This window comes from Proteus vulgaris, from assembly GCF_023100685.1.
GTDB lineage: Bacteria > Pseudomonadota > Gammaproteobacteria > Enterobacterales > Enterobacteriaceae > Proteus.
Genome location: NZ_CP090064.1, coordinates 3,193,258 through 3,207,829, shown reverse-complemented (window position 1 = coordinate 3,207,829; position 14,572 = coordinate 3,193,258). Strand labels below are relative to the sequence as shown.

Below are 14,572 nucleotides of genomic sequence, written 5' to 3'. Positions count from 1 at the left end.
AGTAAAAAATGACGGAAGCTCATTTAATAAATTATTAATTTTACTATTTCGTTGAAAACCATCAATGGATAACAATAGAATTAAAGAATAAAATGAAATGATTAAAATTGATAAAACACTTAAAATACATTTATTCATAAAATCTCCCAAAAAAGAACTTTTTTTGCTTTTTCAAGGGATGTTACTCGCGCATTTGAACCAAATAAGTCAGTAAAACTTTCTGTAAAATTAGGAAAAGTCACTCTAAAAAAAGAGCCTATTGTTCCACTACCGGCTAATTCACCTTTATTCCATAAATCAATATGGTCTCCTGTTGCTGTTTTTTCTCCTGCCCGTAACCAATAATCTTGAAAGAATATAATGCCAGTTTTATCTGATATTACGCTTTCGTATGAACTCCCAGTTAATTCTATTGCTTTAGGACAACCTGCAAAAGGTTGATTTTGTAAATAATTACTTAATTCTTGTGCCCTAATTGCATGTATCCCTTTTTTTGTTTTATCGTCAGGTGTTGGGCAATGCCAACAACGAGTACCATGGAAACTCCTCATGAGTATTCCACATTGATATAGTGCTTCACTGACATGTATAGCACAGTGATCTGAAAAAACATCATCTCGCGTTTTAGGATCTTTGTGTTCTATTGTTGAAGATGGATAAGCATCCCATAATTTCTCAAATTGTAAGACATTAAGTGAGAGTGTTTTGATCGAATTTGAGTTTCCATTAGTTTTAGCTGTTGTCTCTTTATTCGGCATTTGTTTCTCCTAGTTCTATTTTTTCTAGTGCTTCATCTCCCCATAAAATTTTGATGTCAGATTCAACACCTGTTTCAAATCGTTCTGTTAATCCCTCACTGTTTGTATATCCAAATAAAATCTTACCGTTATTTGATGTCATATAATATGGGTAATTAGGAATAGGAGCTCCTGTCAATATATTGGTTGCTTTGAATTGCTCATCGTGAATGGTATCAGGAAATTCGATTTCTAATGAGTTGGGATAAGACGTATAGATAGTTAGTGTTTTCCCATCTTTATCAGAAACTCCATTATATTCTTCGCCTTCCTCTGTTGTGATTTTATAAGAAGTGAAAGCCAATGGCTCTCCAGTTTGTTCACTCGTTAATACATATTCACCACTAAAACCTCGAGGAAGTTCATTAATTGGGGTTGATAAGGAAGCAGCTCCCATTTTTTGGACATTAGATGATCTTAATAGAATATTTTTAGGACAACCCAGTTCAATATTTCCATTTTTAAGCGTAATATAAGCATCACCACAAGTTAAAGTAAGCTCTTGCTCAGCTTTAATAAGAACCTTACCTTGCTCACTACTTAATAATATATTGCTTAATGCGATGGCATTTAATTCATCATCCTGAGCTTGTAATTCTAATTTTCCTTGTCCTGCAAATAATTTCATTCCTGATTTTCTAGCAAATAAACTTATTGTTTCACTCGCTGTTGCTGTTATTGAATTTTCTGCACTAATATCCGTATTATGGCCCGATATGATCCCAATGCTTTCAACTCCAGAAGAAAGCATAATAGCTTTGGGACTTAAAATACCAATACCTTTTGGTGCATGTAAAAGCATACCTGCGGAGGATAAATATTTTAAAGTTGAATTTAAACTTGATTGACTTTCTAAATCATTGCTACTGGCATGAGCGACTATAGCTGCTTTTTGTAGATTTCTAGCGAGTGATAAAGCCTGCTCTAATTGTTCAATAGCCTCCTCCATTGCCAGCACTTCACCACCTGCTTTGGCTTGATTATCTGCACTAATAAACAATCCTTTACCTGCTCTTATTGCTCCCCAACTGTCAGTGCGTAACTCAAAACCTTCGCCACGTTTATCACGATTGGCATCGACAATATGACCTAAGCTTAACTGAGATTTACCACCATATTCGGTGCTGAGTTTAATATGCTCCTGTCCACGTTTATCCTCCATTCGCAATTTATTATTTGCAGGGGTACGAATCACATTACGAGTGTTGTTTCTATCCGTTACATGATCGGGATGACGCGAATCATGCAATACATGGGCGATGTAAGGCCGGTCTGGGTCGCCCTCATGAAAGGCGATAGCGACTTCAGTACCTTGAATTAACGGAAAATGCATCCCGTAAGTGTCACCTGCATAAGGTTTTGCCAAGCGTACTGGCATACTTTCATAGCCCATGGGTTTTTCATCACGGTCAGCATCAAATTTTACCCAATAAAAACCGTGTTCATTTTGGTGAGCGTAAATATCGTTATCTTTTGCACTCGTAATACGCGCAGTCAGTGTGCCTGTAATAATTGGACGAGGTTTAATAACTGGACGCCAACAAAGTGTTTCACTATAAGGAATGGCATTAAACCGCACTTGTAGTGCTTTTTCTCGACCACCACTAAAGCGTAAGCGAGTGATTAAAATCGGTGATTGAAACACAGACGGTAATGATGAAGGTATTGCGTTATCAGTGATTGAAAGGACTTGTAGCGGTGATAAAAAGTCGGCATTACTTTCACCTTTTAAGCGCGTTTGTCGAGTGAGAAAACGTTCATGATCGAGTCTTGCCCAAAAGTTTGCCGTTTCTGCTTCAGGTGTGAGTTTATCGCCACGAGTAAGATGTCTTGCTCGGTAATGATAAACTTCACCATAGTGGATTTCATCACCTTCACCACGTGTCATATCAGCAACTGCAGATAATAATGTGTCTTGCGCTTGACGATGGTTATAGTCTTTGGTGAATACATTCTGTTCGACCACTTGATGGTGTAATGATAATCCCCATACACTTTCTTGGTGATTATCATTCATGCCCGATGGGCTATTTAAAGGTAGTGTTTTATCAAAGGTGTAAGCGCTTTGGCGATCGGCAAAACGGATGACTTCGGTTTGTGTTTGGTCTTGTAAATAAAAAGAGTAAAAAATACCGACTTCACTTAATAGTCGTTCAATAAATTGGCGATCACTCTCATTGTATTGATTAATTTGCTCGCGTTTGGGATATTCATTTTTAAGTGTAAATTCAAACTCCCAATCTTTAAAATTATGCTCACGTAAAATTTGGCTTACAACATCGGGCACAGATTGATTGAGAAAAAATCGATGAGAGCGGATTTGATGACGTAATAATGCAAAGACAGGCTCAATAACGAGTTGATAACGCGCTTCATCCACCGAACCTGATAAACGCCGAAATTGTGTGATAACACCATGAACTTGCTTAGTGATGGGCTCTTGCGTTGCCAAATCGGTAATACTATTAATTGGCGGTGTAAAGGATAGCGTTGCACTACGGCGCAAGAGTTGTTGTGGCTGTAAATCTTGAGCTTGGCAAGTAAAGGTAATTTGATAATGGTAGGGTTCACTTATTGCTTCGCGTCCTGTGAAGTGTTCTACATCAAGTAAAACATCACACTCTTGTACAGTAAGATGATAGCGATTGTGTCCATTAAGTAGAGTCTGAGTTGTTTTTTTTAAGTTCATAGCTGAGTTATACAAACACATCCCGTTTGTTTATTATTAACAAACTTTCGGTGTTTATCCTTGTGAAGGAGTTTTAATTGATATAATAACGTTTAATAATTGTAGATATTATTTTTCAATAATTACTTGTAAATCTTGCATAGTATTATTTAATTCTTCTTTTTTTTGTTGCTTAATAAGTTCTGATATTTGATCAACTAAATAATATGTTGGAGGGGGAAATTTAGCTATATCTATAGGAGCTTCTTTTCCTGTCGATAAATCTACAAATATAATTCCATATAAAGGTTTATATGCTATACCTAGTAGTATTATTGTATCTAAATAACTAGATGTTCCTTCAGGTTGCATAATTAATTGCATAGATTTATTTGATTTATGACCAAAGTAGATCATTCTTGATAAAAAATAACTGCTAAAAGGTTCTCGAAGTCCACTCTCTGAGTGCATAAACCATGCACGGGAATCATGTATTTGATCATCAAGCAAATTAATAACATTTTTAAGGTCTACATCTTGAGTTGTTTTTCTCATTGATAAAGACATTATTTTTCTAAATATGGTACTGCTAATCGCTTTAAACTTAGATATTCTTGTCTTTCATCTTGAGTTGTCGCTATGTAGACATACTTATTAGCAGATTGTAATGCGTTTAGTAAATTTGCTTGAGATATAACATCAGATGGAAAAATAACTTCAGGATCATTTTTACAGTTTTCTAAATGTGTTTGATATATTGATGATCCTTCACCATGCACTTTTTTAAACCATTGTGCTTCTTGTTGACATTCTACTTTTGATTTTTGGTTTATTTTTATTAGAGGCGTAGGTCTGGATACTCCTTTTAAATCTTCTAATTCAAATTTAAATTCTAAAGATGCCTCCCATAACTGACCTCTAGCATTTGTTGCATCAAAAAGTGGTGGCCCTATATTTTTATCACTTGGTTTCCAATTAGAAAGGCCAGTTATTGTCTTTTTTTCTTTATCTCTGAGTGATGTTTTCTCAGCGATATCTTTTGCTTTTTTCTCATATTCTAGAGCTAACACCGCTGTAGCTTGTCTTGAAAATTTAGCATCATAAGGTTCGACTGAAATGTCAGGGTGTTGCGGTGCATTTGTAAAAAATGGTTGATACGTTAAATTAATTTTTTCACTTTGTTTTGTACCATAGCGGCCAATTCTCCAGGCTGTGATTAAAATAAGCTGAATTTCCATAGCATATTCTAAAGTACTCGTTACAAAACGTGGAGGTATAAAACATAAGGTTTCATTACTAGTAGCAGTAATATGATTAGATAAAGCAGGCTGTTCAGGTAAAGTATAGTTTCGCCAAGAGTTAAATTTATCTACTAAATCTTCTGATATTGCAAATTCTTTTAGAGCTGATGGAGATATTATCCGGAAAGAATATTCATTTTTAATTTCTGGTAATTGTATAAGAATATCTTCTCTAATCGCTAATGGTGCTCCTGCATCGATTGCTGCTGCATACATATCATGTAATGTGATTTGTGATAATAATTCTTTATGGTGATTCCTTGCTTTACCTTGGTCGCCTGGTGGATAACCTCCACCAATATCAGAGTGTACTCCTGGGTAAATGACTTCAACAGAATTCAAGGGATAATGGCCTTCAGGTGTTCTAATTGAGTCAACAGTAAAACATTGTCTCTGTTCATGGGCAGCAACAAGATGACAAATATTTTTGACAAGTGATGACTTTGGCAACTGTTGTGTACCACTTGCCCAGCCATTATGTCCCGTAGCGCCAGGGATAACATTAGCTAATCCCACCGCAGCAACAGTGTCAAATAAGCCTAGAAATTCAACGGAAACAGGTAAACTATAAATGGTTCCCAAAGGACACGGTTTTTTCCATGCGTGAGGTAACTCTTCAAAATGATAATTTAAAAATTGATTAAGCCAGTAAACAAAAGTACGTGCTTCTGCTGCACCTCGAGAAAATCCATAAGCGTAAATTTTTAAAGCGACAATATGCGGTTTTACTTTAGATATTTTCCATTTTAGCGGTTTAAGTAAATCGTTTAACGGTTTGACGGGATTATAGGTTTTATTAAATTTACTATATGCGGAACCAACGATTAACCCTAGACTACCCATAGCGACGGCTCCAGTCACGCCATAAAAAATATCCGTAGAGTCTAGATCGGTATTTATCATTGATTCAAAATTTAAATCTGTACTCATTTCTTTAAGTAGGTCTCGTTTATCTGCTAAAGAGAGACCATCACCTGTTACTGCATGGTAAATTGCATCACAAACTTGAATTAATCCCCAACTTATTCGAGCTTCGCCACCGGTTGCAAAAATTAATCCATCAGAATAGTACTCATCAGTGCCGATATCTGGAAAAGGGGTACCAACACCAGGAATATAATAACTATAGAAACCCTTATTCTTAACTTCATTCTTTTCAGGAGAAGAGGCATGATAAAGCTTAGCAACATTAGAGGGATGTGGTGGAGTTGATGCTTTAGTATCATTGTAATTATTATTATTAGTACCATCAAAAAATAAACTCACGTGTAATGTTTTACAACATAACGCTTTTTTTTGTTTTTTAGCGTTTTGATAATATTCCTTTTCTTTATTTGTTAATTTTTCATGATTATTACGAATTTGTTTCTGAGTAAGTTTTAAGCGCCCATCTTTAGGAAATAAGGGGGGAGCCCAACAAGGATCACCTTGAGATCTTATGGTTGAAATAGCTTTAGTGGCTTCTGCTTCTATAGTTTCAATAAAAATGGAGTTTATTTGCTTGGACATGTTTCTGGTTCCTCCATATCATCGGGTTCATTGACTGGATAGTCAGGGTGTCCCCATGATTTACAAGACAAGGTGATCTTGACTTCTTGGCAGGGAAGAAAATGCACTTTGACATCACAGGGGTCGTCATATTCGGGAATTTCTACCATTTTGCTATAACGACGGTAATTGGCCTCATGTAGCCTCATATATTCATCGTAGTAAGGATCGCTAAACTCGGGAATATCACCGGGATAAGCATTGGGATCGACTTCCCATTCCACTTTGACCCATTGATTCGGCGTCCACTTGGCGGGCACGACAATACAACAAGTCCCGCCACCCCCTTTGCCATAATAGCCATTGACCATAAACCAATTTACAGAAGTACCTTTGACATGATTAAACCCGTGTAAATTCCCAGCAAGGTAGTCATCTTGTGGTTTTTTTTGGGGGAAAAACAGTGAACTCACGGCAACAATGGCAAGAATAACACCCACGACAATAACTTTTTTACGGGTTATTTTTTCGAGCATATTGCAGGCTCCTCCATTTCTAATGGTTCTTTTATTGGATATTCGGGAAGCCAAGGGGAATAACAAGACAGGCTAATTTTTACTTCTTGGCAAGGGAGAAAATGGACTTTGACACTACAAGGCTCATCGTATTCGGGGATTTCTACCATTTTGCTATAGCGACGATAATTTGCTTCGTGTTTTTTCATATAAGCATCAAATTTGGGATCTGTCACACCCGGTGAATCTGTAGGGTAAGCATTGGGATCGACTTCCCATTCCACTTTGACCCATTGATTCGGCGTCCACTTGGCGGGCACGACAATACAACAAGTCCCGCCACCCCCTTTGCCATAATAGCCATTGACCATAAACCAATTTACAGAAGTACCTTTGACATGATTAAAGCCGTGTAAATTCCCAGCAAGGTAGTCATCTTGTGGTTTTTTCTTGGGAAACAACAGTGAGCTCACCACAATAACGATGAATGTGAAAATAATTATAGTGAGCGTTTTACGAGTCATTTTGGCGATAGATCTTAGTTATTGTTAGTTTGGCAACTCATCACTAAAACTCAACGTAATACCTTCTTCTTCATTAAAACCTAAAATAACATATCGTGATTTTTCAGCATTGGCTTGGCGTAGAAGGAGTTGCTGGCTAAGAATAGGGAGAATTTGTTGATTAAGCAGGCTATCGATATTTCGCGCACCTGTATCGGGTAATAAACAGGCATCTACAATGGTGTCGTAGAGGGCTTCTTCAACAATACCTGTTAATCGATAGTGAGTGTAAAGTCGCTTGATCACATTTTTTAATTTCATCTCAACAATAATACGTAGTGCCGTTGCATCAAGAGGACGGTAAATTAATGTTTGGAAACGAGCCAGTAGTGCGGGTTGAAAATGGTCACGTAAAATAGGGCGAAGCGTTTCTTGTAAATCGCTATCTGTACTTAATGGTGACTCTTCCAGTTGTTGCATTAAATCATCACTGCCTAAATTTGCAGTCATTAAAATAACGGTATTACGAAAATCAATTTCACGGCCTTCACCATCACGCATAAAGCCTCTATCAAATACTTGATAGAAAAGATTGAGTACATCGCGATGTGCTTTTTCAACTTCATCTAATAACACAATGCTATAAGGCCGTTTTCTTACGGCTTCAGTTAATACGCCACCTTGACCGTATCCGACATAACCTGGAGGCGAGCCTTTTAATTGGCTGACAGTATGTGCTTCTTGATATTCAGACATATTAATAGTGATTAGGGATTTTTGACCGCCAAACAGACATTCTGCCAGCGCAATGGCAGATTCTGTTTTACCTACACCACTTGGACCCACTAATAAAAATACCCCTTGAGGGCCGTTTTCAGACACTAATCCTGTTCTCGATGCACGCAGACGTTGTGCTAACGCGAGTAAAGCACTGTCTTGTCCAACAACATATTTTGATAAGTTACTTTCTAGCTCTAATAGGCCGATTTGTTCATCTTTAAGAAGACTTGAAAGTGGAACACCTGTCCAATCGGCAATAACCGTTGCCACTGTGCGAACGTCTACATCAGGATTTAAAAGTGGTGCTTCTTGTTGTAATTGTGAGAGTTGTTGCTGTAACTGTGCCGATGCTTCGGTATTTTCGGGATCTTGTCTGCTTTCAATTAGCTGACAGATAATCTCTTTTTCTTGCTCAAAACGCTGTTCTAAGGCTTCAAGTTGAAGTGCTAATTGGGCATCTTGAGAAGATAAATCAGATAACTTGGTTTGATTGGTTAAATTACCAATAGTGATGTCATCAAGTATTGCTTTTTGTTCTAGTTCAAGTGCATAACGCTTGGCTTTAATGCGAGTGAGTTCTTCAGGTAAGGTGTCTAAACTCATTCGAATACGCGCACTTGCTGTATCAAGTAAATCCACCGCTTTATCAGGAAGTTGGCGACCTGTTAAATAACGGCGAGATAAAGTGACGGCGGCTTTTACTGCATCATCAGTAATGTGTACGCCATGATATTTGGCATAACGAGATTTTAATCCTCGTAACATTAAAAAGGCTTTTTCATCATCAGGCTCGTCAACTTTAACTATTTGAAAACGACGTTCTAATGCGGCATCACGTTCAAAATATTGTTTGTATTCTGACCAAGTGGTTGCTGCGATAGTCCGTAATTCACCGCGAGCCAATGCGGGTTTTAATAAGTTAGCGGCATCAGCACCACCAGCTTGATTACCTGCACCAATAATGGTATGCGCTTCATCGATAAAAAGTAGAATTGGTGTGGGTGATTGTTGAACGGCATCGATAACGTTTTTTAACCGCTGTTCAAATTCACCTTTTACTCCCGCCCCCGCTTGTAATAGACCTAAATCTAGAGTGCGTAATGAGGTAGTTTGTAAACTGATAGGAACATTTTTTTCAGCAATACGTAATGCTAATCCTTCAACAAGTGCGGTTTTACCTACACCAGGCTCTCCAACAAGAATAGGGTTATTTTTACGACGACGAGAGAGAATATCGACCATTTGACGAATTTCGTCATCTCGACCAAAGACAGGATCAATTTCACCCAGCCGTGCTTTTTCTGTCACATCAAGAGTGAATTTATTTAATACTGCTTGTAATGCATCACTAAGAGTGTGACCAATAATGGCGTTATCTGTCGTTGAGGATGGAGTATTGGTTTCATTATGTTGAGTAAGAGGGGCTTCAGGTAAATGATTATGTGAAGCTAACTGCTGAATTTCTGGTCTTTCATCAGATTGAGCATCAAGTAGAGGTCTTAATCGTTGTAGTTGTGTCTCACCTAATGTCATTAAAGGCCAAAGTGCATCGAGTGGAACTAATGCAGGTTGTTTTGTCATTGTGTGTAATAAATGTACACTGCGAATTTGTTCGATATCTTCATCAAGAGAAGCAATTACCCATGCATTTTTAATTAATTCTAGTAAGGATTTGGATAATTGAGGTCGGCTACGTACAGAGCGGGGCAATTTATCAATCGCATCAAGTAAGCTTTGCCAAAGTGCAGATAAATCCCATTCATAGCGACGTGCTAATACAGTGATATCACTTTCGCCAAGTTCTGGAATTTTTAATAGCCAGTGTTCAATAGTGACTTCTGCATGGGCACGGGTTTGGCATAATGAGGCCGCCGCTTCCAGCGCTTTTGCACAATAAGGATTTAAGCGACGTAATAGCATGACAGATTGATTTTCCATATTTTCTCCCAGTAATGAAGTCCCTATTGAGGGAATTTAGGTACGCTACCGCCCTTAGCCATAGACCGAGGCTCATAAGGTATACTTGTCATATTTCAAGTTGTAGCGTTGTTGGCTATGCTCATTCGCACTAGCCACATACTTTTGTATGCTCCTAGCAACTCATTCATTTGTCGCCTAGCTACATCTCGAACTATTTAGAGTATTTGCTCGTTGTGCTTTAAATAGTGATCTTGCTATGCCTTGAACTATTTAGAGTATTTATTTGTTAAATTTTGAGTTGTGGTGCTTTACAATAATTGGTAGTTAAAACAGGCGGTTAACCGCCTGTTTGTTTTGGTTTTACGCAGTGGCGCGTTCATTCCATGAATCTGAATGAATGATATTTCCGTCTTTGTAAGTCCAAGTGATTTTTTCGTAACGCAATTCAACTTCTTCAAGGTGATTGTGTTTTTCTTTAGTTGGATCTTTGATGTTGTGCATCTTAGGAGCCACTTTTACGACTTTGACGTTTTCAAGCGTAGTGTTGAAATATTCAACTTCTTGGCCTGCATCATCGATGCGATACCACTTAAACTCTGCCTTTTTCAAGGTTTGCCCAGTTGTAACTGCTTTGTATAAATACGGACTGGATGCATCAATTTCTTTTACGAAGATAAATGGAGTATGGATACGTGTACCGGTTAATTTGCCGGTATTGTTATCTGTTGGAATGTACAAGTTGTGATCTTGAGCGACGACTTCAATACTGCCTTCACGATCTTGAACATTAACAGAACCTTTGATATCCGCATTACCGTCATCTTTTAACCAGAGGTATACAGGAATAGCCATAATTACATCTCCTTTCTAAGGTTTAGTTGCCACCATCCTTCAGTGGCGTAAGGTCATCAGCTAATACCTGACAAGCATCGGCTTGAGGTATCAGGCGAATTTCAACTCGACGATTACGAGCACGTCCATCGAGTGTTGAGTTATCTGCAACAGGTTGGCGCTGACCATATCCTTGCACTGCAAAGCAAGAAGGTGCGATATCACTGGTTTTAATCATCCAGTCGCGCACAGCTTCAGCTCGTTTAAGAGAAAGTTTTTGGTTTAAATCGGGGTTACCTGTGTTGTCGGTGTACCCTGAAATAACAATTAACCAACCCGGTTTCGCTTTGATATTGATAAGGGCATCAACAAGTACTTTGGTGGCTTCATTTTTTAATTCGTATTGACCAGAAGCAAAGAGAGCAAGACTATCTAAAGTCACCATTTCAGGGACTTCTTGCACAATAATGGGAGCTGGTGGCAGTGGTGGGGACCATGAACTGAGTAAAGTATGCAAATAAGGCAATATGTTATTACCTTGGTATAACGCTAAAGAGTAACGAGCAGGAATACCTTCTCGTTGCCAATGAGAAAGAAAAGCTGCATCTGAAAGTAGCTGTTTATAAGCTACTTTTTTAGGTTCTAAGTTTTCATCAGTAATACTTTTAAAGTGATGAATATCATTACCTATATCATAAATTAGCTGTTTGTTATGATGATAACTTCCTGATATTGCTCCAATAAGAAATAATCCACAGATCATGCCAACAACACCAAAGGTGTTTTCTATTTGCAGTAAGTTAACATCGTGGGTGAATTTATTAATCAGAACATCAGGTAATGGTAATTCTTCACTTTGATTGGGGGCTTTAGTAATAGATGGGAATAATGTGGTTTTATGATGAATAAATTGAGCCCAGCTGTTATCTGAAATGGTAGGTACGGTCGTAAATTGCATTGCCCAGGCCACAGGAATAAGACTTGGAGCACCAGATTGAGCAATGGTAAGCAGAGGAATAAACGTATTTTTTAACCAAGCAAGTAATTGATCAATCCAGAGTGCCATAGTGAGTTGATGTTCAACGTGCTTAATGTTTTGTGATAACCATTTTGAAATAGGCTGTGTTGCTAAGTTATCAGAAACAACGAGTAATTCTTGCTGATCTTTTAAGTGAATGATCCATGGTGTAGTGTCATCAAGATGTGAATTTAGATAATCAATGGGAGAATTAAGATAAAGAGTCACCCAAAATGGCAGGGATTTGCTCGCTTTTTTATTACATTCATTAATAGCTCTACGCCAATTTAATGTGTCTTGGGTAACTTCCTCTAATTGTGATAACTGTTCTGGTAAGAGAGAATATAACAGCGATAAACGGTTAAATTGAGTAGGTGAAACATCACTAATATGCTGAGTAATGTTAATCAAATCAATTGGCGATGACGCACGGATATACCAGCCTTTAGCTGTTTCTCGATAAGTTTGATTTTCTTCAAAAAGAGCTTGTGATTGTCCACAAACAATAACAACATCACCTTGGTAGTTTTCAGGGGGAAGTTGGTTTGTTTGAGTATCTTTAAGATAAGGTATACTTTTTTGTTGGCGGAAAAACCAAATACATAAAGAGAGTGTGACAATACAAATAAACGCCGTCAGGAAAAAAGAGATCTCTTTACCAAAAGACCAAAATCCCCAAATTAACCATAATAGTAAGCTTGCTGAAAACAATGTAATACACTGTTTTATCCTGTTTTTTTGCATCACTTTCCTTGAATTACCCATTGTTGAAGTAAATGTTCTAATGACACAGAAAAGCCCCACCACAATGCTGCAATCACGATAAATCCGCCTAACCACCCTAGCCAATATAGGTGACGACGATTCATTCGGTTTTTGGGTTTCATTACTAAAGGTAAATCACTTGATAGGGCATAAGTGGGAAGTTGGGTATTAAGTAACTCAATTATTTTTTCTCGCTCTGGAGCATCGGTTTGGCGATATTTGCCAACAAAACCAAGCGTAATAACACGATGAAAACAGATAAGCACATCATGGTTTGGTGCTGGTTCATTTAATAGATTACGTAATCTATCCCAAAGCTTATCTCCAGCTTCTAACGTATTGAAATATTTGGCTTGTAATGGAGATTGTATCCACTGTAAGTAGCCATCATCACGCTCAGTCCGATTCATCACGCTTTCATCAATTAAGGCACACTGTGCATAAAGCATGTTTTCAATGGCAGATTGTGAGTAACCTTTTTCAGTGAGATTTTGGCGTGTTTTGTCAATATGTTCGCAAACGCGTCGATAGAAGGTTTTCCCATCAGTAATTTCAGCTCCTTGACGTAGTTGACATACCATTAACCAAGTATCAGCAAAAAGCACATCAATCAGGTTATTTTTAACTGTTCTTGAATTAGTCATCATGATCGAAGCACCGCAAAAAGTTCGAGTTGAATTTCACCTAATGTTCCCGGTACATAAAAGGCGCAATGACCTGAAGACAACATGGCTTGGCCTGCTGAATTATTGAGTTCAAGCGCAAAATAGTGGTTTTCTAAACGTAGAGGGATAGCGGCAGGAACATGCGTTAATGGTTGTAATGGAATACCGTTAAGCGCCACGTTAACGACACTAGCAACATCGTCATTACTGCCTGCTTTACAAAGCAATGGAAATTGAGTGATCAACAAGTGAGCTGGCAATGCAGAACGTACTGAAAGATAGAAATCAGCGTCTTCGCGTAGGCGAGGATCATGCAATTCACCACGCCAGAAAGGCCCTTCTTTATCAAGCACAATACTAATCACACGAGAAGGTAAACTTGCTTCTAATAAGGTGTTAAGTAAATTGAATAACGGTGGAAAAACCTGTTCAGGAAAAGCGTGTTGATAAAGAGGAATATCACCATTTTCATGATCGAGTGAAAATGTCAGTAGTGCCCCAGCTAAACGTACTAATTCACGATAAAGAAGCTCTGGGTGGCGACCCATTGATGATAGTAATTCGCTTAATACTGGTTCAGCGCTATTAATCGCATTTAGTAGCCAAAAAAGCGAGACATCAGCAACCGCAAAATCTGCCATTTGCTCATTATTTTCGCGACGCATAGTCATTAGGCGACGGCGCTTTGCGACTAAGCGATGCATGAATTCTGAAAACAATATGGTTAATTCAGCGCTCGCACTACAACTTAATAATGGAGGAATAAAATGCTTATCTATTTCCCATGCACCTTGTGCATTGCGAATTAATCGAGCAACGGGACAAGTCATATATGCACTGTTTTCTTCATGGGCATAGCGCAAAGTAATACTGTGGCGTAATACGGCAATATCCGTTTGTTCTTGACCAACTAAATCTTGGACTTTCATCCACTCTTGATAGAACTGTTGTGGTCTATCAGAGCGACCCTCTTGCATAAGATTGCCACCATTGGCTTGCAATAAAGGTAAGGCAAGAACGATATCAAGTGTTTGATGTTGAGAGTAATGGCTGAGTTCATTGACTGGCGGTAAATTGTCAGCCAGTGTCGTATCGATCAGTGTTCCATCAGGAAAACGCACAATTAATTTTTGTGCGCTAAGGCGTGAAATCGTTAAAGCACTTTCATCAAATTCAGCACAAATCACGCCCCATGTTGATGCAATCGTCATATTGGCGATTGTGCTAATGAGATAGCTATCCCATCTTGCTTGTTGTTGAAATTGCTGAGGAGCCAAAAAGGCCCCATCACTCCAGAGGGGGCGGTATATTTTCATCCGTG

At 38.2% G+C, this 14,572-nt stretch carries 11 protein-coding genes; all 11 read right to left on the bottom strand.

The window, feature by feature from the left end; translation table 11 throughout:
• Positions 1 to 134: 134 nt before the first annotated feature.
• The 11 genes from LW139_RS15325 to tssK all read right to left on the bottom strand — a co-directional run bounded on the left by LW139_RS15325 (position 135) and on the right by tssK (position 14,567).
• A complete protein-coding gene (locus LW139_RS15325) occupies positions 135 to 758 on the bottom strand; it encodes a type VI secretion system amidase effector protein Tae4 (RefSeq protein ID WP_166540034.1) in 624 nt (207 codons plus the stop codon).
• The gene (locus LW139_RS15320) at positions 748 to 3,486 is read right to left on the bottom strand and encodes a type VI secretion system Vgr family protein (RefSeq protein ID WP_247851223.1); all 2,739 of its coding nucleotides are present in this window, start codon (positions 3,484 to 3,486) and stop codon (positions 748 to 750) included. The genes LW139_RS15325 and LW139_RS15320 overlap by 11 nt, the downstream gene beginning before the upstream one ends.
• Before the next feature lie 108 nt (positions 3,487 to 3,594).
• Complete coding sequence (locus tag LW139_RS15315; protein ID WP_247850163.1) at positions 3,595 to 4,032, bottom strand: hypothetical protein; 438 nt, start codon at positions 4,030 to 4,032, stop codon at positions 3,595 to 3,597.
• Positions 4,032 to 6,275, bottom strand: a complete 2,244-nt coding sequence (locus LW139_RS15310) for a T6SS phospholipase effector Tle1-like catalytic domain-containing protein (RefSeq protein WP_247850162.1) — start codon at positions 6,273 to 6,275, stop codon at positions 4,032 to 4,034. Before LW139_RS15310 ends, LW139_RS15315 begins: the two co-directional genes overlap by 1 nt.
• Positions 6,260 to 6,790, bottom strand: a complete 531-nt coding sequence (locus LW139_RS15305; RefSeq protein WP_247850161.1) for a DUF3304 domain-containing protein — start codon at positions 6,788 to 6,790, stop codon at positions 6,260 to 6,262. The genes LW139_RS15310 and LW139_RS15305 overlap by 16 nt, the downstream gene beginning before the upstream one ends.
• Positions 6,775 to 7,293, bottom strand: coding sequence for a DUF3304 domain-containing protein (locus LW139_RS15300; protein WP_247850160.1), 519 nt, complete (start codon positions 7,291 to 7,293; stop codon positions 6,775 to 6,777). Before LW139_RS15300 ends, LW139_RS15305 begins: the two co-directional genes overlap by 16 nt.
• Before the next feature lie 24 nt (positions 7,294 to 7,317).
• Positions 7,318 to 9,990 (bottom strand): type VI secretion system ATPase TssH, encoded by a 2,673-nt coding sequence (gene tssH, locus LW139_RS15295; protein ID WP_247850159.1) that lies wholly within the window; start codon positions 9,988 to 9,990, stop codon positions 7,318 to 7,320.
• 342 nt (positions 9,991 to 10,332) lie between these two features.
• The gene (locus tag LW139_RS15290) at positions 10,333 to 10,824 is read right to left on the bottom strand and encodes an Hcp family type VI secretion system effector (RefSeq protein WP_023583757.1); all 492 of its coding nucleotides are present in this window, start codon (positions 10,822 to 10,824) and stop codon (positions 10,333 to 10,335) included.
• 22 nt (positions 10,825 to 10,846) lie between these two features.
• Positions 10,847 to 12,565, bottom strand: coding sequence for an OmpA family protein (locus tag LW139_RS15285; protein WP_227335864.1), 1,719 nt, complete (start codon positions 12,563 to 12,565; stop codon positions 10,847 to 10,849).
• A complete protein-coding gene (gene tssL, locus LW139_RS15280) occupies positions 12,565 to 13,233 on the bottom strand; it encodes a type VI secretion system protein TssL, short form (protein ID WP_227335863.1) in 669 nt (222 codons plus the stop codon). The genes LW139_RS15285 and tssL overlap by 1 nt, the downstream gene beginning before the upstream one ends.
• Positions 13,230 to 14,567 (bottom strand): type VI secretion system baseplate subunit TssK, encoded by a 1,338-nt coding sequence (gene tssK, locus LW139_RS15275; protein WP_166540608.1) that lies wholly within the window; start codon positions 14,565 to 14,567, stop codon positions 13,230 to 13,232. The genes tssL and tssK overlap by 4 nt, the downstream gene beginning before the upstream one ends.
• Positions 14,568 to 14,572: the final 5 nt, after the last annotated feature.

Bases quoted from the DNA above. Each gene is read 5' to 3' on its own strand.
- tssL (WP_227335863.1), bottom strand. From the start codon at position 13,233: ATGATGACTAATTCAAGAACAGTTAAAAATAACCTGATTGATGTGCTT.
- LW139_RS15305 (WP_247850161.1), bottom strand. From the start codon at position 6,790: ATGCTCGAAAAAATAACCCGTAAAAAAGTTATTGTCGTGGGTGTTATT.
- LW139_RS15320 (WP_247851223.1), bottom strand. From the start codon at position 3,486: ATGAACTTAAAAAAAACAACTCAGACTCTACTTAATGGACACAATCGC.
- LW139_RS15325 (WP_166540034.1), bottom strand. From the start codon at position 758: ATGCCGAATAAAGAGACAACAGCTAAAACTAATGGAAACTCAAATTCG.
- LW139_RS15290 (WP_023583757.1), bottom strand. From the start codon at position 10,824: ATGGCTATTCCTGTATACCTCTGGTTAAAAGATGACGGTAATGCGGAT.
- LW139_RS15300 (WP_247850160.1), bottom strand. From the start codon at position 7,293: ATGACTCGTAAAACGCTCACTATAATTATTTTCACATTCATCGTTATT.
- tssH (WP_247850159.1), bottom strand. From the start codon at position 9,990: ATGGAAAATCAATCTGTCATGCTATTACGTCGCTTAAATCCTTATTGT.
- LW139_RS15285 (WP_227335864.1), bottom strand. From the start codon at position 12,565: ATGCAAAAAAACAGGATAAAACAGTGTATTACATTGTTTTCAGCAAGC.
- LW139_RS15310 (WP_247850162.1), bottom strand. From the start codon at position 6,275: ATGTCCAAGCAAATAAACTCCATTTTTATTGAAACTATAGAAGCAGAA.
- tssK (WP_166540608.1), bottom strand. From the start codon at position 14,567: ATGAAAATATACCGCCCCCTCTGGAGTGATGGGGCCTTTTTGGCTCCT.
- LW139_RS15315 (WP_247850163.1), bottom strand. From the start codon at position 4,032: ATGTCTTTATCAATGAGAAAAACAACTCAAGATGTAGACCTTAAAAAT.